A 22759-nucleotide genomic window follows, 5' to 3' on the forward strand; every position below is an offset into this window, starting at 1 on the left:
TCTCCTTTTCAACATTTGGTACATTATACCATAAAACAAAGAAATTAGACAAAAACCAATCTATTAAAAGGTTTGACCCATATTTTCTATATGGCTCACCTTACATTTATAAAGGTCTTTTTCACTTCACATAAATCCTTAATTTTAGAGAAGTGAATCATATTTTTCCCACACTAATTGTGATTAGGCTAAAACATCTTTATTTCTTGCATAAAAGCTTTGTAGCTTTGTCTATAATTCCATTAAGTCTTAATATACACATAAGTTCCTTAAAAAGTATAACTTTATGCAGTTAAAAGGAAATTGCTGTCCCATTAAAAAGCAATTAAAAAATAAGTTTATCTTTGATTTTCCATCGGTTTTACCATTGCGATGGCTACACTTTTTCTGTATAATAATGTAGCATGTTTGAATCAAACCATGTTATCTTGTAGCCTTGGCTGATTTTTACAAATAAAAAGAATAGAAATAGATTTCTTTTTGTTCTTTTACTTTAATAGGAGGATTAATAATGAGAAAAAAAATGGCACTTTTTCTTGCGCTCATCATGACGATTAATGTTCTTGACGGGTGTGGAAAAAAGGATACTACAACAGGGAATGCCACCGAAGAATTACAAACAGATTATCGCTTTGAGCAATGTGGCTTGGCTTATAGCCTTCCAAAGGAATGGCTGCAACGGGAAGATGTGAATTTAATTCCTGTAAGCTACGTGGATACTGCTGGGGAAATCTATGGGAAAATTGAATATGATTTTGCTCCTAGCGAAAATTTAGACGAATTAAATAATATTGATTCGCAAGTTCCCGTGGAAGAACTCATGATTCCCCTGTTTACTCTTTTAGTTGTTCGGGATGAAAATGTTGATTCTGACAGCGTTCAGGATGAAATAGACTTGTACGAGAATTGTGAGGAGTTGGCCCAAGAGGAAGGATTCCATTTTTACTATTTAACAGATTACATTGGCAGTACTCCAAGGTTTAAAAAAAGCTCTGAAAAGATCTTTGAAACCCTAAAATCCGAGTTACCGCTACTAAGGGAAACCATAGAAACCTTCCCTCCTGACGAAAGCTCTGTACAGGCACAGGTAGATATAGATAAGCAGTATCTGAATTTTATGTCTACTACATTAGATGGAGATTCTATTACAAGTACCATGTTTTATGATTATGATTTAACCGTGGTAAACTTTTGGGCATCCTACTGTTACCCTGATATTAACGAGCTTGATACCTTACAAGCCTTCTATGAAGAGCTGAAACAAAAGTATCCCAACGTAAACTTTGTACAAGTTGTCATCGACACCCCTGGAGAGGGCGCAGAAGACATCGTTGAAAAGGCCCATAAAGAAGCTGGGGTAACTTTTACCACCATTATACCTGACAAAAATATGGCCTCATGGATAATTGAAAACTTAAACGGTCTTCCCACATCCATTTTTGTAGACAAAACAGGAAAGCCTTTACCCCAAAAAATCGAAGGGGTGAAAGATTTGGATTATTATATAACTACAACAGATTCTATGCTAAAAGAAATCAAAACAGACGAAACAGATAAATAGCTTTAAAAGGAGCGTATCTTATAGATGCGTTCCTTTTTTTCAATTCTTTTTTTCACCCCTACGCATAAAATAATAAATAAATAGCGGAGGTGGGCTGATGACGATTCATGTAGTAAATACTGACGAAACAATTTATTCTATTGCATTAAAATATAATGTACCAATCAAAGAGCTCATGGAGCATAATGCCATTACAAATCCAAACCTTCTTACCAAAGGCCAAGCCCTTCTAATTTTAGAGCCCGAGGTAATTTATCAAGTAGAAGCGGGAGACAGCATATTCTCCATTGCACAAAAATTTGGCATAACCGAATATACACTGCTGCAAAATAACCCTCAACTTATATCAGCAAGTTATATTTACCCAGGGCAAACTTTGAATATTTCCTATACAGGGGAACCTCTGGGACAGTACCTAGTAAACGGTTATGTTTACCCACATATAAAACAAGATGTTTTAAATCAAACGGTACCCTATTTGTCCATGCTTTCCATCTTCTCCTATGGTTTTCAGCCTGATGGACAGCTACTCCCCCCAGATGACCAGGCATTACTTCTTGCTGCTAATACAAAAGGTGCTGCCCCTATTTTGGTGCTTACCCCTTTAGATGCTTCAGGAAGGTTTAGCAATGAACTAGTGTCTCAGATGTTAAATAACCCTGATTCAAGAGAAACCTTGATTAACAACCTGCTAAGCGTTATGTCACAAAAAGGGTATTATGGTATTGATATAGACTTTGAATATGTATTGCCCGAAGATAAAGAGGCCTTTATCAGCTTTATTGGTGAAGTGAAAGCCGCCATGAATGCGGCAGGCTATAAAGTTTTCGTTGCATTGGCACCAAAGACCTCAGCAGAGCAACCGGGATTGCTTTACGAAGCCCATGATTATAAACGCATCGGTGAAATTGCTGACTATGTATTCCTTATGACCTATGAATGGGGCTTTGCTTACGGCCCTCCTATGGGCGTGGCTCCTTTAAACAAAGTAAAGGAGGTATTAGACTACGCCATTACAGAAATTCCACCCGAAAAAATTATTATGGGTATCCCAAACTACGGTTACGACTGGTCTTTACCCTTTCTTCGTGGAGACAGCAAAGCCATATCCATGGGGAATCAAGAAGCGGTGCAAATGGCTATGAACCTTCGTGCAGAAATCCTCTATGATGAGCTGGCACAAAGCCCTTACTTTTACTATTCAGACGAAGAAGGCATGCCCCATGTGGTTTGGTTTGAGGACGCTAGAAGCATTGATGCAAAACTTCGTACTGCCTCGGAATATGGCTTCGCTGGGGTAGGTTATTGGAATATCATGCGGCCATTTGTTCAAAATTGGATGTTGGCTTCAAACCTGTATAATATTGAGAAATTCGCTAGATAATCCAACTATATAAAGATTGAAACATCATTCAAAAAAGAAGCGATAACCCAAAATTTAGGCTATCGCTTTTTTGTACTTTATTCTTATGTTTCAGAAGGTTGATTTATATAAACACGCAATTTAGAAATTCGGTTTTTATCCATTTCTTCCACAACAAACTTCAAGTCGTCAGACTCTATCACTTCTCCACCCTCTGGGAAATTTCCTAAAATCATCAATACATATCCCGCAATGGTATCTACCTCATCAGACTCTAATTGGCTTCCAACCATCTTGTTAAATTCCTCTAAACGTGTACTACCGTCTACTACATACTCATCTTCTTTAATCACTTCAATTTCATATTCTTCGTCATCGTATTCATCGGCAATTTCGCCCATAATTTCTTCGATAATATCTTCCATTGTGGCCAAACCTGAAGTACCGCCGTACTCGTCCAATACAATGGCAACCGCCAAACGACTTGCCCTCATTTCTGCAAAAAGTCCGTCAACAGGCTTACTTTCATAAGTAAAGTAAGGTTCCCTCATGTATTTTTCTGTAGAGAAGTCATTTTCATCAACAAAAAATACGTCCTTTACATAGAGAATCCCCACAATGTCGTCAATATCCTCATTGTATACGGGAAAACGAGAAAATCCTTCCTCTTTTACCAAGGTAACAAATTCTTCATACGTAATATCACTAGAAACCGTAACCATATCTGTTCTAGGGGTCATAACATCCTTTGCCTTGGCATCGCCAAAATTAAAAATATTATTAATCATGATTCTTTCTTCTGACTCCAAAACACCTTCTTCGTGGCTGACATTTACAATGGTTTTCAATTCAGCCTCTGTAATTGTAGGTGTTTTTTCGTTGGGGTCGCACCCGGAAAGACGAATCAGTGCCCCTGTCGCCACGTTCAAAACTAAGACCACTGGCCGTAGAACAAAAACCACGGCAGCAATAATATTCACGACAACTAGCGCTACTTTCTCCGCTTGTTGCGCCGCTATGGTTTTCGGGGTAATTTCACCAAAAATTAAAATTACTACTGTAATAAATGCCGTGGCAACACTGGCACCGCTGCCTGCATCTCCATGAAAAAGTTGAATTGCTAAGGCTGTTGTCAAGGCTGAGGCACCGTTATTTACCAAGTTATTGCCTACTAGGATAGAGCTTAATAATCGGTTTGGATCATCTAAAAGTTTGCTAATTTTATCTGCGTTCTTAATTTTTTCCTCCACCATATTACGAAGGCGAATCCTGCTTATAGAAGTCAAAGCTGTTTCGGAAGCAGAAAAAAATGCGGAACAACAAACTAAAAAAAACAAAAGCCCTATCAGGTACGGACTGGCACCGTCCACTAAAATCACTCTCCATTTCTAAAATACCGATACATTTTTACAATATAACAAGATACCACAAAAGCCGTTCTACGTCCATAGAAAATTCACATTATCCCCGCTCTATGCGGTTTCTCTCAATTTCCTCCGCCAATTCCATCAATTCCATCCAACGCTCCATTTTGCTTTCCAGTTTACGCTCCAACGCTTCTTTCTGTTGGGATAACTCTTGAAGCTTTGTATAGTCCGACATGCAGGATTCCATTTTTGCCACTGTGTTTTCAACACTCTCTTCCAGTTTTGCAATTTCATCCCCGATGGTATCATACTCTCGTTGATCCTTATAGCTCATTTTTGTAATTGGCGCTGTACTTTTTACTCTTACAGTTTCTATTTTTTGGGGCTTCACCTCTTCAAAAGCAGGAGCCTCTTTCTCTCTCGCTTCCTTATAATCGGTATATCCGCCCTCATACTGTTTAATTCTGCCATGGCCTATAAAGGCAAAAATACGATTTACCGTTTTATCCAAGAAATATCTATCATGGGATACGGCCACCACCGCCCCTTGGAATCCTTCCAAATAATCCTCTAAAATCATTAAAGTCTCTAAATCCAAGTCATTGGTTGGCTCATCTAAAAACAAAATGTTGGGAGAACCCATTAAAACCCTAGCCAAATATAGCCTTCTTTTTTCTCCACCGGAAAGCATGGAGATAGGCCCCCTTTGCATATCCGCAGGGAATAAAAACTTTTCAAGCATCTGGGATGCACTAATTTTACCATCCCCCGTTTCAATGTACTCCGCCACCTCACGGATATAATCAAGAACCTTCATGGCCCCATCCATATGGTCATTTTCCTGAGAGAATACACCGATTTTAACAGTCTCTCCTCGGTGTACCATACCGCTGTCAGGCTGTAATTTCCCTGTCATTATTTTCAATAGGGTGGTTTTGCCACAACCATTTTCCCCTGTAATGCCAATGCGGTCATCCCGTAATACGATATAGCTAAAATCATTGATATACTCTTTCCCATCATAGGCTTTTGCTATATTTTCCAACTCAATGGTTTTTTTACCAAGACGACTTCCCACGGAGGAAAGCTCCACATTCTGCTTTTCTTCAGGGCCTTTTTGAGAAGAAACCTCCTCAAAACGTTGCAATCTTGCTTTTTGCTTTGTACTTCTGGCTTGGGCTCCTCGACGCACCCACTCCAACTCGGTTCTCAAAAAGTTTTGACGCTTTCTTTCTCCCGCTGCCGCTAATTCTTCTCGCTCCGCCTTCAATTCCAAGAACTTTGTGTAATTTGCTTGATAGGAGTAAATCTTCCCATTTTCCAGCTCTAACGTCCGATTGGCAACACGGTCCAAGAAATACCGGTCATGAGTAACCATCAGTAACGCCTTAGAGTATTTTTCCAGATGTTTTTCCAGCCACTCAACGGTGTCATGGTCAATATGGTTAGTAGGCTCGTCTAAAATCAAAAGTTCCACAGGGGCAATCAATGCCGCTGCCAAAGCCACTCTTTTTTTCTGTCCTCCAGAAAGGGTTTCTACCTTTTGCCCAAACTCAGAAATTCCAAGACGGGTGAGAATGTTTTTTGCCTCACTTTCCAAAGACCATGCCTCTTCCTTATCCATTTCCTCCGTCAGTTTTGCACACAAGGCAACCAATTTACCATCTTCAGGACTTTTGCTTAGTTGCTCCATGGTTTCTTCATAATCCCTTACCAACGCAAGCTTGGGGTTATCCCCAGCGAAAACCTGTTGCAACACCGTAGTCCCCGCTGTAAACTCAGGATTCTGAGAAAGGTAGGCAACCCTCATACCGTTCATGGTAATAATTTCACCACTGTAAGCATGGCCAACCCCTGCCACCATTTTCAGCAACGTGGACTTTCCCGTACCATTGACACCAATAACGCCAATTTTATCCCCTTCATGAATACTAAATGAAATATCATCAAAGATAATCCTTGTTCCATAACTTTTTCGTATATGTTCCGCTGTTAATAAAACCATGCCTTTTCCTCCAATATGTAACACTGCCTCTGCGTTAAAAACAACAGAGGCCCAAGTTGAACATAATGTTCTTACTCGTCGTTATTCTCTTCCTCTATCGAGGAACCACCAGCACCTCCAGGTGCATGGGAAAGCCTTATTTGCTTTCCTTTCCAAATTAAAAATAAAGTGGCTGCAACAATCAGTATCCCCGATAGCATTTGGGAAACAGCAACTCCACCAAGGGTAAGCTGATCCGTACGCAAACCTTCAATCCAAACCCTGCCTAATCCATAACCAAGGAAGTATAGTCCCGCAATCTGCCCGTGGAATTTCTTGTTACGACTCATGTAAATCAAAAGGATAAACACCACTAAATTCCATAACGATTCATATAAAAAGGTGGGGTGAACCTGAATATACTCAACCCCATCAATGACTTGGAGTTGCCTTAATGTCTCATCGGAAACATCCCCCCAACGTACCTGAGAAAGCTGATAACGCATGGCAAACAGATTGTCTGTAAAACCACCGAAGGCCTCCCGATTAAAAAAGTTCCCCCAACGGCCTAAAACCTGTCCCAAAATCAAACTGGGTGCAGCGGTATCCGCCAACTGCCAGAAATTTAACTTCTTAATTTTACAATACGCCCAAGCAGTAATAACCCCACCGATAACACCACCATAAATGGCAAGGCCACCCTCTCTAGTGGCAAAGATTTCTCCAAGGTTTTGGCTGTAATACTCCCAAGAGAACAGGACATAATATAACCTTGCACCAATGATAGAAAAAACCAAGGCATATAGTGAAAAATCCAAATAAATATCTGGGTCTTGCCCTGTCCTTTTTGCTTCATTCAGGGCTAATAAAATCCCCAAAAAAACTCCTGTGCCGATTAGAATACCGTACCAATAAACGTCATACCCAAATATCGTAAATGCAACTCTACTTAAATGGTCTATTTCTATTCCCAAATTGGGAAACCATATTTCTGGCATATGCACTCCTACCTTTCTTACTTAAATTGTTACTCCTTCAACTTTCTTTAAACCTATTCTAACCAATTTTTGTTCATATTATATGATGTCCACGCTCCATCCCTATACCCGAAGAAGGTTTTCTATAAAAACCCTTATCTCAAACAGCCTATTTAGAAAAAATAATACCACAACAAGCCCTGTAACTCAATGAATTCTTATTTAAAAACCAATTAACAACTAGAATCTAGTCTTTACATACCTTCTTTTTGTTATATCCAAAGCCTTATTCTTCTACCCATAAATATAAAACGGATACAGAGAAAGGCACCTTTGGACAAAGTATAGCTTGTTGAAAAATGAAAGCTCCAATTCACTCCAATATTTTCTTCTTAAGCAAAATAAAAAAACACAGAAACCTCAAGTTATCTGTGTTTTTTTACTTCAATTAACGTATCACTGAAAGCACCATTTTCTCTGCCAAAAGATCATTCTGCAACAGCTGATTTACCTGACTTTTTTCCACGGATTTAATAAAACGGAATGCCTCACCCGCTGAAGTGTCTTCCATAGCCCACTCAATTTGTCCTAGTACCATACCCGAAACGGACTGACTTCTTCGAATAAAACGACCGATTTGTTTTTTACGGATACGGCGGAAGTCTTCATCCCCAACGCCGTCTTTTCGCAGGGCTTCTAAATGCTGAATCAAGAGTTCACAAACCTCTTTTCCCCTTTCTCCTGTACCCGAAAAAGCGCAAAAAGCGTATTCCTCACCACTAAAGTAGGCATTCCCCATAGGCTCGTCCAAATACTTTTTATTATAAGCCTCTTGATAAAACAAACTACTTTCTCCAGCTAAAACATCCATTAAAATGTTCATTATAATTCTTTGGCGTAAAGCACCCTTTTGTACTGGCGACATTTTAAAGCCAATTTGGAAAATAGGTCTGGTAATACCAAGCTTTCTTTCCACATAACTTTCTTTAATTTCTTCAGGTTCCCTGTAAAAAAGTGGATTTGACCCTGTTTTTCCTTTCTTCATCATCCCTGCCGCTTCCATTACCTTTCCCACGGGGATATCTCCTCCGCATATCAAACTAAAGCGGTCAGGGGTATATAAGCAGTCGTACGCCTGTTGTAAAACCTTATGATTAATCTTTTTAATGGATTTATGGTCACCTGCAATGGGAATTCTAATGGGGTGATTATGATACATGGCCTGCAAAAGCTGATAATACACCACCCAATCTGGATCATCATCGTACATTGTAATCTCACTATCAATAATGCTTTTTTCCTGCTCTGTTTCTTCCTCTAAAAAATAGGGATTTTGTACAAAGCTTAAAAGTAAACGCAGATTCTCAAAAAAGTTTTCCTGACAACTAAAATAATAAACTGTCTTTAATGGGTCTGTAAAGGCATTGGCTGAAGCACCCTGCTTGCTAAATGCTGCAAAGGCGTCCCCCCATCTTTGTCTAAACAGCCTATGTTCAATAAAGTGGGCCGTTCCATGGGGAAAATCTTGTGGTTTCTCTCCTTTGTCCCCGTCACAAACCAAGAAGTTGGAACCTGCCTTTACCACAATTGCCGCCATTTTTTCCCCGTAGTCTGGCATAGGCATCAAATAACAGTCCATACCCGATGGCATTTTTCTCCAAACCACTCCGCTTTTATCCGTTTCATTTCCCTTCATGTTTCGTCGCCTCCTTTCCGCTTAACAAATAAATGCTTCTTAATCTGGCCCTGTTCGCCATGCGGCATACCTCTTCTGCCGTCACATTACGGATACGACGTAAAAAAGGATCTAATCCACGTTCCCCTTCTACCAAAATTTGTTCCACGGAAAAGTCCACCATACCCCAAGGCTGATCCGCTATGGTGTTGTACTGGCGCAGAAGGGCTGTTTTTGCTTGCTCTAACTTTTTGGGCTCAACAATATCCTCCCCCAATTCTTCCAGAGCCTTTAAAATCCCCACTGCAGACTTCTTTGCGTCTTGAGCCTGAATGCCCGTTTGTACAAATAAAAGCCCTGTAAGCGGATAGGTATAAGATTTTATGTCGTAGCAAAGACCGTCTCGTTCTCGCAAGTTTTGAAATAATAAGGAGTCTGGATCTCCACCAAAAAGCTGGTTTAACACCAGCATGGTTGCGTAGCTACGTTTTCCCCATTCTGCCTTTGTATCAAAGGCCATCAATAACCTTGCTTGCTCCATGGTAGCCTGTTCTTTGATAAATACTGGCTCCTGCTTGGGTAAGGCGCCGCCCTCTTCCATGGTGACCAATGCCTCTCCACCTTTGAAAATCTTTCGAAATAAGGTAAGCTTCCCTTTTTCGCCCTCATCTCCACAGAAAAAAACTTTTACTGTGCCGTTTTCAATAATTTTAAGATAATGGTCATACAATGTTTTCCCATCAATTTGCTCTAAGTCCTCAATATAACCATCCGCAGAAATTTCCAATGGTGTACCCTTTGCCACTTCTTCTAAACAACGTTTTCTTGCGTATCCACGCTTGTCATCTTTCAAAGCGGCTAGCCTTCTTGCTAAAATTTCTTTACGCCTATCTACTATTTCTTCTACAAAGCCTTGGTTTTCCACCAAAGGCTCTGAAGACAATGCTTTTAAAAACGCCATTGCTTCCTCTACATCCACAGCCTTTGCCGTTTCCAAAGAAAATAACAATAACTGCCTATCGCCTTTTTTAACAATAGATATATCCCACAAGGCGCCATACATTTCCTCTGCAGCAACGGCTAGCCCACGTGGGTCTGGATAAGCCTTGCAGCCTTCTTTTAATACCTCTGCCAATAATGCTGTTTTCGTAGCAGTATCACGTTTCAACGGTAGGTCAAAAAAAAGTACAAACAAGTTTGTTTTAAACTTTTTTCCATCCAACCAATAAATTCTACATCTTGGTGTATTTCTTTCCAAGGAATACATTTTTTCACCTCATTTTCTACGTTTTGGGTTATTCTTTCCCAAAGGGGCAAAAATAAGCAATGAAAAAAACAAAATTTCAATTAGAGTCAATGTAATTCCCTAAAAGCTTCATTCATTACTCCTAACCATATTTTTTTATTCACCCTCTTGCTTTATTAAAAAAAGAAACCCTCTAGGTTACTAGACGGTCTCATGAGAACTACGCTTATTGAGTTTTTTTTGATAGTACTGAATTTTATTTTTATACATTATTTGGTCTGCTTCATGCATCAAGTGTAAAACTGCATCCCTTGTAATTTTCAAGTTTCTAACGGATTTACTTCCGCAGGAAATAGAAATGGGGCCATGCTCATAATTTTCCCACTTCTCAGTTGCTCTTAATATTCTTTCCTGACACTCCTCATTATCAAGGGCAGTTTCCGTCAATAATACCACGAATTCATCCCCGCCTAAACGATACCATGCATCCTGTTCTTCTGGAAAGGCATCCTTGATGCTTTTCGCAGCCTCACATAAAAGCCGATCCCCTGCACCATGTCCATTTTTATCGTTTACAGGTTTTAACCCATTTACATCCATTAATATCACTGTTAAACTTCCGCAAACTCTCCCCACCTCTTCCAAAGTTTGAATGCGCTTTTCTAAGGCGGCTCGATTGGGTAGTCGAGTTAAAACATCCCTGAGGGCTAGCTCTTTATAGACTCGATTTTCAACTTCTACCTCCACATAACAAAGCATTCTCTTTGCACAAATCCATAAAATAATTATAATAAACGCTAAAATACCATATCGAAAAAATCTTGCGTTGTCCATGGGAACATCATAGAAAAATCGAAGAACATCTAAAATATAAAACCCTAAAAATATGATGGTCGAAATTAAGAAGCCGGAAGCATAGTAAGAGGCTCCTTTCGCACGTTCCTGAAAGGAAATACCAATTAATACGAAAATGGAAAGAAGGGACACAATATAAGTAATGGGCATCATTTCAATATACTGGTACTTTCCAAAAAAGTACAACAAATTCTGCAAAACAAAGTTAAGAGAAGCCACCCCTGCCAATCGATTTAAGGAACCCTTCTGTTCTTCCAGCACATCCCCATAAAAAATTGGGATTGCCACAGGTAACAACATAAAGGAATTAAAGGAAAGAAAGGCTAAAACCATATCGTTTTGCACTGACAAATATACCATAGAGGAATTTGTAATGGACCAAATACCGCTTAAAGCCATTAATATTGACGTATGTGCCAAAACTCCACACTTTTCTTGTCCACCAGCTTTTTGTCTAATACACATTGCCAAAAATAAAAGGGCAAAAAAAATCATAATCCCTGAAAAAATCAAAGCTGGGGCGTCGTAGCGGAAAAAATTTAAAAGTAGTGCCGGCTCGGTGCCAATGAAAAAATCAGGAAGATATAAACTGGAGTTAGCCAAGGGGGCGTGAAAAAACACCTCAATTGTCTTCCCACTATCCTCCTTTTCCAAGTCAATGATACAAAAAACGTTGGTATTCATCCGTCTATAGCTATTGGGCAATAGCCCAGTATACGAATAGCGTTCTTCCCCATCAATTTTAACTTGTACATCCTGAAAGCGGTTTCTAAACGCCAAAATAGAATCGCCATTTAATGCTTCTGGCAACTTTCGAATCAGCGTTCCTTGACTTGTTGTATCCAAAAAAACTTTTGGTAAATGCTCCACTTTATGTACTGTGTCCTTTTCCTTAAACCTCCACCCTTCATTTATTTCCATCAGACTTTCCTGCTGTTTATTCCTTGCCCCATAATGAAAAAATTCAACTGCATCAATACATACAAAACTAAATACACCAATTATAACCATATAAAGTATAAGAACTAAATTCTTTCTAGTCATAGGCATAGTCTCCTTAATCTTATACTTTAATTATATATGGTTTGGGTAGAAATTTCATATAAAATACATCTATTTTTCCATAAAACATTCCGAACTTTATCGACAAAAAACACCCTAGTGAAGTTAGACTCCACATAGGGTGCTGTAAAAATTCCTTATTTCCAGAACTCGAATTCCAGATCGTAAATACGAACGGTATCCCCTTGTTCAATTCCTTTTTCCTCTAAAGCTTCGATAATTCCCTTTTCTTTCAAATATCTCTGGAAGAACGCAAAGCCCTTTTCCGTTTCAATATTGGTATATCCAATCATCTTTTCTACACCAACGCCAGTTACTACAAAGTAGCCATCCTCTTCCTCTTCGATGGTGAAAGGCTCTTTGTCTACAGCAACCTCGTCGTATTCTTCATAATCTTCCTCGAAAACAATATCTTCGGGATAATCTTTTAAAATCGCTGCTACGGCAGTCAACAGCTCGTCTAAACCTTTATTTGTTGCCGCAGAGATGGGGAATACTTTATATCCCTCTTTTTCATAAACTTCTTTTAATCGTTCTACGTTTTCCGCCGCTTCAGGGATATCCGTTTTGTTTGCTGCAATAACCTGAGGACGTTTTAATAACTCAGAATTATATTCTTCCAATTCTCGATTGATTTTACGCACACTCTCCACAGGATCATCCCCCTCAACACCTGCAGCATCCACAACGTGTATAAATACCTTTGTTCTTTCCACGTGACGTAAAAATTCATGGCCCAAACCAACGCCTTCACTGGCGCCCTCAACCAAACCAGGAATATCAGCTAAAACGAAGGTATCACCATATTTTCCCTGCACCACCCCTAAGTTGGGGGAAAGGGTTGTAAAGTGATAATTTGCTATTTTAGGGTTTGCATTGGTTACCATTGAAAGCAATGTAGACTTACCTACATTAGGGAATCCAATCAAACCTACATCGGCAATGAGCTTTAATTCCAAAATCACATCATACTCTTTGGCAATTCGGCCTCTTTCTGCATATCTGGGAGCCTGTCTGGTGGGGGTGGCAAAATGCTGATTCCCTTTTCCTCCCTTGCCGCCAAAAATCAAAACTTTTTCTTCCCCCGCTTTATTAATATCCGCCATAACCTTGCCGCTTTCGGCCTCACGGATTACAGTACCCACAGGTACCTTAATAATGACATCTTCGCCATCTTTACCAAAGCAGTTTCTTTTGCCGCCATCTTCACCATTCCTAGCCTTGAATAGTCTTTTAAAACGAAAATCCATAAGGGTATTCAGGCCTTCATCTCCAATAAAAATGACACTGCCGCCTTTTCCGCCGTCGCCACCGTCAGGGCCACCGTGGGTAATGTATTTTGCTCTATAAAAAGAAACCATACCATTGCCACCATTACCGCCTTTGACGTGAATCTTGACTCTATCTACAAACATTACTTTCACCTCTTTACTCATTACATAATTACATCTATATTTGCACCTTTTTCGTCAAAAGCAAAAATAGTTTGCTTTTCACGAAAAAGGCTTCAAATGGTATCATTTGAAGCCTTCGCAATTCTTATTCAGCAATTTCGATAGGGTAAACAGAAACCTGTTTTTTGTCTCTACCTTTTCTTTCATATTTCACACGACCGTCAACCAAAGCAAACAAAGTGTCATTGCCACCTTTGCCTACGTTCACGCCGGGGTGAATCTTTGTGCCCCTCTGTGTGTATAAGATATTGCCAGCCAATACAAACTGACCGTCTGCACGTTTTGCGCCAAGTCTCTTTGCATTAGAGTCACGACCATTCTTTGTGGAACCGCCGCCCTTATGATGCGCGAAGAACTGAAGGTTTAATCTGAACATCACTACACCTCCTTATAATTCAAAGTAAGATACTGATTATATTCCGTCTCTATTGCTGACAAACCCATTTCCAACGTTCTAAGTAAAAGTTGGGTGTCATGGTCTGCCATACCCTCTAAAGGGAAATGGATTTTGAGAAAACCACCGTTTTCCTCATCCGCCTCACAGCGAAAGGGGATTTCCGTAAACTGCTCAATGGCATTTAGGGTATTTAGTGTCAATACAGATACAGCAGAACAAACGATATCCTCGCCCTTCTTTGCATAGCCTGCATGACCGGTTAACTCAACTCCACAGATTTTTCCGTCTTTACGATAAAGAATAGCGTTTATCATAATTAGATAGACTTGATCTGTAATTTAGTGAAAGGCTGTCTATGGCCTTTTTTCTTGTGGAAGCCTTTTTTAGGTTTGTACTTATACACTACAACCTTTTTCGCCTTACCATCACCAATTACAGAAGCTGTAACAGCAGCACCCTCAACATAAGGAGCGCCTACTTTCACATCACCGTCTTTTGCTAAAACAAGAACCTTATCGAATGTAAAATCCTGACCAGCTTCAACGCCTAACTTTTCAACTGTGATGATATCACCTTCAGCAACCTTGTACTGCTTACCACCTGTTTCAATAATTGCGTACATCTGAACACCTCCTCGCAATTTACTCGCCGAATGTGGTAACCAAAGCCTTTCTTTGATTTTACAGAACCTCTTCGTGCGGCTGAACATACTTCAATATAGTATCACAGGCAAAAAACCATGTCAACTAAAACTATTCCATTTCACAGCCATTTTTTATAGAAAAATAAGCTTTATTATCACCATTCTTCCATAAAAGCCTACTCAACAGTTGCAGGCCCTCTTTTGTGATGCACTTTTTCCCCTGCAGGCTTTGATTATAAGCTAATTTCAACGCCTCTATGGCTTTTTCTTCCAACCCTGCTAAACTATATAACCGCCCCACCTTATCGCATACTTTTGCAAAATTTTCCGAGGCTATTCCACTTTTTCCTGCCAAAATCAAAACACGGTCCAAAAGAGTTTCTGCTTCCCTCGTATTGCACAAATGAATATAAAGAATTGCCATTCGTAGCAGTAGCTTAGCAAACCTCGCCGTTTCCCCTTCTCTGTCACGAATGGACATTGCTAATACACAATATTCTTCCACTGCCTCCTTATATCTGTCAGAAGCCGTTAGTATTTTGCAAATCTTTTCTACCCGATTATCATAAGACAGGCAATCTGGCAAGTTTAGCTCTTTATACAACTGATTCCATGAATCATAAAAGCCCAAAGCCCTTTCCTTGTCACCTTTCTTATAAAAATAATCTCCTATGTGCCCTAAAATTTTGCAATAGTCTGCAGAGTGGGGGTTACCATACTCCCCAATATATTCCTTTACATTTAAAAATTTTTGAAAGGCTTTTTCTTCCTGACCATATGCATAATAGGCCTCACCTAGCCGTGTACAAGCACGAACATAGTATTCAGGCTCAGATTCTTTTTCCGCCAATGTATACCAGTTTATAGCCTCTTCTTTTTTGCCAAGACGCTGATGCATCTCCCCTAATGAGAATGCCATAAAGGCTTTTTTCTTTTTTTCATTTTCCACGGTATTTTCGGCTTTTTCATAAAACTGTATGAGAAAAGCAATGGTTTGTTCCAAGCACCGTTGCTCTCCATCCCGCATACGTTTTCGCCCTGGCTGGCTTGCTTGAAAACTTCCGTTTTTCCCACTTTCAAACATTGCCTTTAATTGATTGTACTTTTCATTGGGAATGATGTGGCATCGTTTTATCTTTTCCTCGGCTTCCGTGAAATACGCCTTTGACTTCTCCTTGTCTCCTAACTTCAAATAACAGTTGCCAATGGCCAACAGCGTACAAGCTGCTTCCCTGCGATCCTGGGCTGTTTCTTCAAAGTTCACATCGTTTCGCTCTTTATAAAGCTGAATTGCTCGGACACAATCCCCCCGATTAAAACAAACTTCCGCAAATATTTCTAATGTTTTTATATAAATAGGATTATCCTCATCCAAAGCTTCCCTTTGAATATTCAGTGCTTGCTCAAGATATCTACCTGCCGTAAACAAATCCCCTGACTTTTGATACGCAACCCCCACGTGTTTTAGTGCGGTGGCATACTTTGGATGCTCCTTTCCATAAAGCTTCCTTGCCACCTTTTCCATTTCAAGGCAAGTCAGCACAGCCCTCGTGAATTCTCCTTGCTTTCCACGGGTCTGGGCTAAGGACTTCATGAAGTAAACATCCGTATCATTCTTTGCAGAAAAATAAGAGTCCCTAATTTTCAAAGCTACTTCATACATAAATGCTGCCGCTTCATAGGCCCCTTGGCGATCAAAAAGCTGTGCTATTTTGTTCCATGTATCAGCAATGGCCCCTCTGCAATCCTCCATATTTTTTTCTCGAACAGCCAGTGCATTTTGAAAATAGAAGGTTGCTTGGGCGTAATCCCCCATTTTATCCGCAATTTCCCCTAGGGTCATATAGCTTTTTGTAATTTCAACTTCTCCTTCTGGCAAAGTCTTACTTCTTAACTCCAGTGCTCTCTGGCTATATTCCAAGGCTTTTGTAAAATCCTTCTTATAGCAAAAACCTATTGCTATTTTGTCTAAAATATCTGAATAGGAAAAACACTTTTGTCCAAAGTGCTTTTCAATTAAATCAAGGGCAATTTTGTGAAACTTCAACGCTTTGTCAAACTGACCATCTTTGCGACAAAGGGCAGCAAGATAATTCAGATTGTTTACATAATCCAAATGACCTTGTGGAAACATTTGCCTGCGTATTTCAACCACTTTTTCGCAATATTCCACAGCAAGCCCAATAAACTCTGATTTTTGGCAAACTGAAACCAATGAAGTGGCATTTGTAATATAATGTAAGCTTTTTACCCCTTGCTTTTTTTCAATAATATCCAAAGCGAACTCAAAATAAAAAATTGCTTTTTTGAAATTCCCTTTGTACTCATAACAGCGAGCCATAGAGGCATGAATATCTGCAATATCCATCATTTGCAACGTCTTACAGCAATAGCTCATCTCCAACGCCTGTCCTAGGCTTTCAAGGGCATCATCGTATTGATCTAAGGCCTCATGGGTATTGCCTATGTTGTATAACGTATGGATGTAATCAATATGATCCCGCCCAAGTTTTTTTTCACGCAAATCCAAAACACGCATATGGGTTTGCAAAGCAGCTTCGTGCTGCCCCATTTTGCTATAAGCGATGGCCAAGTTATTTAATGTATCTGCAAAAGAAACGGACTCACCGCAACGTGTCTTTTTAATTGTTGCTGCTTCAAGGTAACACTCTACCGCTTTATCATATAATCCAATTTCATCAAAAATAACCCCTACATTATGAGTATCTTCGGCGAAACCTTGGGTACCCAAGCCTCCATTTTGTTTATAGATCTCTAATAACTGCTTCCCCAGAAATAAAGCTCTTTTTAGATCTCCACCTTTATATGATTCCACTAAGTCTTTTCGCAGCTCTTTAATTTCCGCTAAATAAAAACTCATGCTCCCACACCCTATTTCCCCTGTTTTTGATCCATCTCACTAAAAGCATCTTTAATAACGCCATAGGCGTAGCCTTTTCGTTGCAAAAAGCCGTATAACTGCTTTTTTTTCTTTTCATCGGGAGGCCACTGCCCTCTCGTTTTCTTTTCCAACCACATTACAGCATCATCTATTTCAGAAAAATCCGTTTCACTTAATACTTCTTCACATATTTTGTCCGAAACACCCCGCTGCAACAGCTCCATACGCAGTGCAAAGGCACTTCTTGGATTCAGTCGCAAACGCTCTTTGATATATCGCTGGGCATAGTCCCTATCATCAGTATATTTATATTCACATAAAAAATTGAGTACTTCTTGTATTACGCCTTCAGAAAAATCCCTCTCCTGTAATTTTTGCCGCACCTCTTTTTCCGTACGCATCTTATATCCGATAAAACCCAAGGCCACATTTTGGGCCTGAACATAGATCAAGCTCTTTTGAATAAAAGCAACCGTTTTCTCCGGCACTTCTTTCCCTTCTTTTATTCCAAAGTATTCCATGTCCTGAGGAATCAGGGCAAAAAAATATTCTCCATCAATGTAAATATTAAACTTCACTGGATCCCTTTTTTGAGGTATCACTTTTGTTACCAACATAGCCTTGTTCTCCTTGCTTTTCTACTATTATAGCATAATCCTTTTGTATGTTCTATGACAATCCAATAAATAAAAACCGACTATTTTTCAATAGTCGGTTAGATGTGTAGCATAAAGAAATTATGATACAAACCCTACTATAAAGCTTTTATTTTGCCACTTCTTTTCCCAAAAGGGATAAAAAGGTAACGATTAACCCATGTATTCCCACTATAAAAATAGACGGCATTTACTCCAAGTCCAGCTCTACAACAGCTGCATCTTTTTTATCTTCTTTTTTGTCCTCTTTTTTATCTTCTTTTTTATCATCTTTCTTCTCTGATGCATTTGGTTTGGCCTCACTATTTACATCGGCCAAAGCAGTTAAGCCATAATGCTCCCTTACGGCATTCTCAACCTCCAAAGAAATATCTGCGTGCTCTTTTAAAAATTGCTTTGCATTTTCCCTACCTTGCCCAATTCTTATTTCTTTGTAAGAATACCACGAGCCACTTTTGTTGATAATGCTTACTTCCGCAGCTAAATCCAAAATATCTCCTTCTTTGGAGATACCCTGTCCATAAACAATATCAAACTCTGCGGTTTTGAAAGGGGGTGCTACTTTATTCTTTGCAACCTTCACTTTAACCCTATTTCCCACTAGTTCTGTACCTTGCTTTAGTACATCGGCTCTTCGAATATCAATACGCACAGATGCGTAGAATTTCAAGGCACGGCCACCTGTGGTTGTTTCAGGGTTACCATAGGTTATACCAATTTTTTCTCTTAACTGGTTGATAAAAACAACGGTACACTTAGACTTATTTGTAATACCGGTGAGTTTTCTCAGGGCCTGGCTCATTAATCTGGCCTGCAAACCCACGTGAGAGTCACCCATCTCCCCTTCAATCTCTGCCTTTGGAACCAATGCCGCAACGGAATCCACGATAACAATATCAATGGCCCCACATCGTACCATGGTTTCCGCAATCTCCAGTGCCTGCTCGCCATTATCAGGCTGAGAAATATATAACTCGTCAATATTTACGCCTAAGGCCTTGGCATAAGTAGGGTCCATGGCATGCTCCGCATCAATATATCCAGCAATGCCCCCTATTTTTTGTACCTCCGCTACCATATGAAGGGCTACTGTCGTTTTACCGGAAGACTCTGGGCCATATACTTCTATAATTCTACCCTTTGGCACACCGCCAACCCCCAAAGCCACATCAAGGCTTAAGGAACCCGATGGTACCACTTCAACGTTCATCTGCTTGCTGCTATCGCCAAGTTTCATGATCGCACCCTTACCAAACTGCTTCTCTATCTGACCTAAAGCCGCCTCAAGGGCTTTTTCCTTATCTTCAAACCGAATATCTTCTTTTTTGGAATCGTTCTTTGCCATCTTCTACCCATCCTCTCTAAACGAACTTACGTTCTTATGTTAACCTATTTTTTCAGTGCTGTCAACTACTTTTCCTATAGGCTTCTCTACCAATACCATTGCGATAAATATAATTCCGCATCCCAATATACCTCGCCACCCCATGCGTTCGCCATAAATCAATACAGATAAGATAGCGGCAAAGATAGACTCCGAGGTAATAATAATGGCTGTTTTATTGGCAGAGGTATACTTCTGACCGATGGATTGTAAAATAAAATATACCGCTGTACAAAAAACGCCGAGAAACAAAAAACTCCTCACCGCCAAGCCACTAAAAGGGGGCATATGTATTCCTGTGAAGGCTACGATGAAGCAAGAAATGACCGCCACCGTTATATGCTCTACCAAGGCAATATTTACACAATCACATGCTTCAACAGCCTTGCCCATAAAAGCCATTTGAAGAGAAAAAGCTACCGATGCACCAAGGGATAAAATTGCACCTATACTAATGCTGAAGTCCTTCGTAACCGAAAGAAGAGCCACCCCCACAAGGGTTAGAAATGCCGCAAAAAAACAACTTGTCATAGGCTTTTGATGAAAGGCTAACCAACAAATAAAAGGAACAATTACCCCTTGGGTGTTACACAAAAATGCATTCACTGATGGTGTGGTATATTGCAACCCCATCGTTAAAAGTAAAAAAGTTGCAGCCAGTAACACCCCTAAAATGCCACCCATTCTCCATTCTTTTTTTGTAATATTAGGATAATTTTTATAGTAAACCAAGCTTAAACAAAGGGTGGCAATGATAAACCTGCCTAGCATAATTTGATATGGGTTATACCCCCAATCCAAAAGATACCTTGCACTGATGAAACCACCCCCACCAATCATGGCAGCAACCAGTAACATCCAGTCTCCTTTATTTTTCATATTGCAACTTCCTACGCAACCAATCTAAGGCTTGGAAGGTTGCCCGTTCCCTTATTTTATTTCTACTTCCTGCAAAGTGAAACTCCCTTGTTTCCACGGTCCCGTTATAATAAAGTCCCATGTACACCAAGCCAACAGGCTTGTCCTTTGTTCCACCATCAGGCCCTGCTATGCCCGTTGTGGCAATACCAATGTCTGCCCCTGCGGTTTCGGCAACCCCTTTGGCCATCTCCAAGGCTGTTTCTTTACTGACTGCCCCAAACTTCTCAAGGGTTTCCTGTAAAACTTTCAAACGTTTTATTTTCGATTCATTGGAGTATGTGACACAACCTTCCAATAATACCTGAGAAATCCCAGGATAACGAACCAACTGAGAAGAAATCTCCCCTCCTGTACAGGATTCTGCTACGGCAATTGTTTTGTTCTGCGCTACCAACAGCTTGGCAACTTCCGTTTCCATGTTGGTTTCCCCTTCCGCATAAACGGATTTACCCAACCTTTCCTTTAAAGCCTGGGCAACAGGATCAATCAACCTATTTGCCTCTTCCTCATTCTTTGCTTTTGCTGTAATTCTTAAAAGAGCTTCTCCATCCTTTGCATAAGGTGCAATAGTGGGGTTTGTCTGGGCATCAATCAAGTCTTTCACCAGCATCTCCATGGCACTTTCTCCAACACTGGCTACCCGTAATATTCTTGATATAAAGGTATACTCTTGTTTCTTTGCCAAATATGGTTTTACCTGATTTTCAAACATAGGTACTACTTCTTTCGGGGGGCCCGGTAGCATGACCATGATCTTTTCATTTTTTTCAAGGATAATTCCAGGAGCTGTGCCGTTGGCGTTGTACAACACCACACCGTTATTTTCTGGTACATAGGCTTGCTTTGTATTGTTAGCCGTCATTTCTCTGTCAATACGATCAAAAAACACCTGAATTTGTGATAAAGCCTTTTCATCCAGAACTAGATTTTCCCCAAAATATTTGGCCGCTGTTTCCTTGGTAAGGTCATCCTCTGTTGGGCCTAAACCCCCAGTGGTAATGACCAAATCCGCTCTGGAAAAAGCATGGAAAATGGTATCTTCCAACCTTTTAGGATTATCTCCTACTACCGTTTGATAATAGACTTCTATTCCAAGAAAAGCCAACTCTTTGGCTAAAAACTGGGCATTGGTATTCAGGATATCTCCTAGCAGCAGTTCTGTTCCCACCGCAATGATTTCCGCTTTCATAATGTTCCTCCTCCATAAGTCAAAGACTATGTGTATTTTTGCTACCAAAAATACTGATAACGGACGGCATTTGACCTCCAAAGTCCGTAAAACCACCTTTTTCTATTGTATCTCTTTCCAGTCTTCTTTTCCAACCTTTTTTTACGAAATTCCAAAAGCAAAAAAGGAGAGCTTTCGCTCCCCCTCAAAGGTCTTTAACCACGGTTTCCTCTGGTGCCTGTACAATGACTGCTTCTTCCGCTGTCTGCATTTGCACATAGTTAATTAATACAATTGATCCCATAACAAGGATAATTCCAATTCCACCTCGTAGGCTGATTTTTTCATGAAAGAGTAATATACCTAAGAGAATTGCCTCAATGGGTTCAAATACACTGACAATTGCCGCTTTGGCCGAGCCAATTATCTTTACTCCGAAGGAAAGGGCAATGGCTCCCACCGCCGTAGTAAAGACAGCCATGGCGATAATCCCCGCCCAACAGGGCAAAGGCATATCCACCCGTAACTCCCCCCTTGCCAAGCAAAAAAGAAAATAAGAAATACCCGCAAACAGGGAAGAATATGCACCCACCACAACACTGTCAAGTTCTGTTACATTCCGCTTTCCCAAACACAGAATATATGCTGTGTTGCTGACAGCCGCCACAACGGAAAAAAAGATTCCGATAAAACTCATCCTAATATCATCCAAGGTTACAGTCATAAGAATCCCGATAAACGCCGCCACCAAAGACAGTAATTGTATCTTTGAAATGGCTTCCTTGAAAAACATCACACTCAGTATATTCACAATAAAAGGATAGGTATAAAAAATCATAATATGTATTGAAATTGGCACATACTTCAAGGCACTAAAATAACACTGGGTTGTCAAAAAATGGGCTAAACCTCCCACCACAACCATCATCAACATCTGGTCCTTTCGCAGGCGAAGATTCAAGTCCTTACGGAACAAAAGAATATAGCCCCACACCAGTGCTGTGGCAATGATAAACCTCCAAAGTAATACATTGCCCACCGTAACATCATAGCGATACACAAATTTTGCAATAGGAGAAGCGGCTCCAAAGCATGCCGCTGCCAACAATGTAATCAAAATGCCCTTCGTCTGCGTCTTCAATTT

At 40.1% G+C, this 22759-nt stretch carries 18 protein-coding genes; 2 read left to right on the forward strand and 16 right to left on the reverse strand.

Annotation, left to right across the window (positions count from 1 at the left end; genetic code table 11):
* Window positions 1-511 precede the first annotated feature (511 nt).
* Together RBQ60_RS12945 and RBQ60_RS12950 are read left to right on the forward strand one after the other, a co-directional pair.
* Window positions 512-1561, forward strand: coding sequence for a TlpA family protein disulfide reductase (locus tag RBQ60_RS12945; RefSeq protein ID WP_307884099.1), 1050 nt, complete (start codon window positions 512-514; stop codon window positions 1559-1561).
* Window positions 1562-1658: 97 nt separating this feature from the next.
* On the forward strand, window positions 1659-2945 hold the full coding sequence (locus tag RBQ60_RS12950; protein ID WP_307884100.1) for a glycosyl hydrolase family 18 protein: 1287 nt from the start codon (window positions 1659-1661) through the stop codon (window positions 2943-2945).
* 83 nt (window positions 2946-3028) lie between these two features.
* Here RBQ60_RS12950 and RBQ60_RS12955 read toward each other — a convergent pair whose 3' ends face one another.
* The 16 genes from RBQ60_RS12955 to RBQ60_RS13030 all read right to left on the reverse strand — a co-directional run bounded on the left by RBQ60_RS12955 (window position 3029) and on the right by RBQ60_RS13030 (window position 22756).
* Window positions 3029-4294 carry an HlyC/CorC family transporter gene (locus tag RBQ60_RS12955; RefSeq protein ID WP_307884101.1) on the reverse strand — a complete coding sequence of 422 codons (1266 nt, stop codon included), beginning with the start codon at window positions 4292-4294 and terminating at the stop codon, window positions 3029-3031.
* Window positions 4295-4385: 91 nt separating this feature from the next.
* Window positions 4386-6296: an ABC-F family ATP-binding cassette domain-containing protein gene (locus RBQ60_RS12960; RefSeq protein ID WP_307884102.1), complete on the reverse strand. Its 1911-nt coding sequence runs from the start codon at window positions 6294-6296 to the stop codon at window positions 4386-4388.
* A gap of 71 nt (window positions 6297-6367) precedes the next feature.
* Complete coding sequence (gene lgt / locus RBQ60_RS12965; protein ID WP_307884103.1) at window positions 6368-7273, reverse strand: prolipoprotein diacylglyceryl transferase; 906 nt, start codon at window positions 7271-7273, stop codon at window positions 6368-6370.
* A 427-nt stretch (window positions 7274-7700) separates the two neighbouring features.
* Window positions 7701-8948 (reverse strand): EF-P 5-aminopentanol modification-associated protein YfmH, encoded by a 1248-nt coding sequence (yfmH, locus tag RBQ60_RS12970; protein ID WP_307884104.1) that lies wholly within the window; start codon window positions 8946-8948, stop codon window positions 7701-7703.
* Window positions 8935-10194 (reverse strand): EF-P 5-aminopentanol modification-associated protein YfmF, encoded by a 1260-nt coding sequence (gene yfmF, locus RBQ60_RS12975; protein ID WP_307884105.1) that lies wholly within the window; start codon window positions 10192-10194, stop codon window positions 8935-8937. Before yfmF ends, yfmH begins: the two co-directional genes overlap by 14 nt.
* 180 nt (window positions 10195-10374) lie before the next feature.
* Entirely contained in the window at window positions 10375-12072 is a 1698-nt protein-coding gene (locus RBQ60_RS12980) for a sensor domain-containing diguanylate cyclase (RefSeq protein ID WP_307884106.1), read from the reverse strand.
* A gap of 155 nt (window positions 12073-12227) precedes the next feature.
* Complete coding sequence (obgE, locus tag RBQ60_RS12985) at window positions 12228-13505, reverse strand: GTPase ObgE (protein WP_307884107.1); 1278 nt, start codon at window positions 13503-13505, stop codon at window positions 12228-12230.
* Window positions 13506-13629: 124 nt separating this feature from the next.
* Complete coding sequence (gene rpmA, locus RBQ60_RS12990) at window positions 13630-13920, reverse strand: 50S ribosomal protein L27 (RefSeq protein WP_307884108.1); 291 nt, start codon at window positions 13918-13920, stop codon at window positions 13630-13632.
* Between the two features lie 2 nt (window positions 13921-13922).
* On the reverse strand, window positions 13923-14255 hold the full coding sequence (locus RBQ60_RS12995; RefSeq protein WP_307884109.1) for a ribosomal-processing cysteine protease Prp: 333 nt from the start codon (window positions 14253-14255) through the stop codon (window positions 13923-13925).
* Between the two features lie 2 nt (window positions 14256-14257).
* Window positions 14258-14563: a 50S ribosomal protein L21 gene (gene rplU / locus RBQ60_RS13000; RefSeq protein WP_307884110.1), complete on the reverse strand. Its 306-nt coding sequence runs from the start codon at window positions 14561-14563 to the stop codon at window positions 14258-14260.
* Window positions 14564-14693: 130 nt separating this feature from the next.
* Window positions 14694-17465 carry a tetratricopeptide repeat protein gene (locus RBQ60_RS13005; protein ID WP_307884111.1) on the reverse strand — a complete coding sequence of 924 codons (2772 nt, stop codon included), beginning with the start codon at window positions 17463-17465 and terminating at the stop codon, window positions 14694-14696.
* An 11-nt stretch (window positions 17466-17476) separates the two neighbouring features.
* Window positions 17477-18103, reverse strand: a complete 627-nt coding sequence (locus tag RBQ60_RS13010) for a regulatory protein RecX (RefSeq protein ID WP_307884112.1) — start codon at window positions 18101-18103, stop codon at window positions 17477-17479.
* A gap of 229 nt (window positions 18104-18332) precedes the next feature.
* A complete protein-coding gene (gene recA / locus RBQ60_RS13015) occupies window positions 18333-19487 on the reverse strand; it encodes a recombinase RecA (protein ID WP_307884113.1) in 1155 nt (384 codons plus the stop codon).
* A gap of 39 nt (window positions 19488-19526) precedes the next feature.
* On the reverse strand, window positions 19527-20405 hold the full coding sequence (locus RBQ60_RS13020) for a DMT family transporter (protein WP_307884114.1): 879 nt from the start codon (window positions 20403-20405) through the stop codon (window positions 19527-19529).
* Window positions 20395-21636: a competence/damage-inducible protein A gene (locus RBQ60_RS13025; protein WP_307884115.1), complete on the reverse strand. Its 1242-nt coding sequence runs from the start codon at window positions 21634-21636 to the stop codon at window positions 20395-20397. Before RBQ60_RS13025 ends, RBQ60_RS13020 begins: the two co-directional genes overlap by 11 nt.
* 184 nt (window positions 21637-21820) lie before the next feature.
* Window positions 21821-22756 (reverse strand): DMT family transporter, encoded by a 936-nt coding sequence (locus tag RBQ60_RS13030; RefSeq protein WP_307884116.1) that lies wholly within the window; start codon window positions 22754-22756, stop codon window positions 21821-21823.
* Window positions 22757-22759: the final 3 nt, after the last annotated feature.

It is taken from the genome of Anaerotignum sp. MB30-C6, from assembly GCF_030908465.1.
In the GTDB taxonomy this organism is placed as follows: domain Bacteria; phylum Bacillota; class Clostridia; order Lachnospirales; family Anaerotignaceae; genus Chakrabartyella.

Excerpts from the sequence above, each read along its gene's own strand:
- RBQ60_RS12945 (WP_307884099.1), top strand. The coding sequence starts at position 512 with ATGAGAAAAAAAATGGCACTTTTTCTTGCGCTCATCATGACGATTAAT.
- RBQ60_RS12950 (WP_307884100.1), top strand. The coding sequence starts at position 1,659 with ATGACGATTCATGTAGTAAATACTGACGAAACAATTTATTCTATTGCA.
- RBQ60_RS12960 (WP_307884102.1), bottom strand. The coding sequence starts at position 6,296 with ATGGTTTTATTAACAGCGGAACATATACGAAAAAGTTATGGAACAAGG.
- lgt (WP_307884103.1), bottom strand. The coding sequence starts at position 7,273 with ATGCCAGAAATATGGTTTCCCAATTTGGGAATAGAAATAGACCATTTA.
- yfmH (WP_307884104.1), bottom strand. The coding sequence starts at position 8,948 with ATGAAGGGAAATGAAACGGATAAAAGCGGAGTGGTTTGGAGAAAAATG.
- yfmF (WP_307884105.1), bottom strand. The coding sequence starts at position 10,194 with ATGTATTCCTTGGAAAGAAATACACCAAGATGTAGAATTTATTGGTTG.
- RBQ60_RS12980 (WP_307884106.1), bottom strand. The coding sequence starts at position 12,072 with ATGACTAGAAAGAATTTAGTTCTTATACTTTATATGGTTATAATTGGT.
- obgE (WP_307884107.1), bottom strand. The coding sequence starts at position 13,505 with ATGTTTGTAGATAGAGTCAAGATTCACGTCAAAGGCGGTAATGGTGGC.
- rpmA (WP_307884108.1), bottom strand. The coding sequence starts at position 13,920 with ATGTTCAGATTAAACCTTCAGTTCTTCGCGCATCATAAGGGCGGCGGT.
- RBQ60_RS12995 (WP_307884109.1), bottom strand. The coding sequence starts at position 14,255 with ATGATAAACGCTATTCTTTATCGTAAAGACGGAAAAATCTGTGGAGTT.
- rplU (WP_307884110.1), bottom strand. The coding sequence starts at position 14,563 with ATGTACGCAATTATTGAAACAGGTGGTAAGCAGTACAAGGTTGCTGAA.
- RBQ60_RS13005 (WP_307884111.1), bottom strand. The coding sequence starts at position 17,465 with ATGAGTTTTTATTTAGCGGAAATTAAAGAGCTGCGAAAAGACTTAGTG.
- RBQ60_RS13010 (WP_307884112.1), bottom strand. The coding sequence starts at position 18,103 with ATGTTGGTAACAAAAGTGATACCTCAAAAAAGGGATCCAGTGAAGTTT.
- recA (WP_307884113.1), bottom strand. The coding sequence starts at position 19,487 with ATGGCAAAGAACGATTCCAAAAAAGAAGATATTCGGTTTGAAGATAAG.
- RBQ60_RS13020 (WP_307884114.1), bottom strand. The coding sequence starts at position 20,405 with ATGAAAAATAAAGGAGACTGGATGTTACTGGTTGCTGCCATGATTGGT.
- RBQ60_RS13025 (WP_307884115.1), bottom strand. The coding sequence starts at position 21,636 with ATGAAAGCGGAAATCATTGCGGTGGGAACAGAACTGCTGCTAGGAGAT.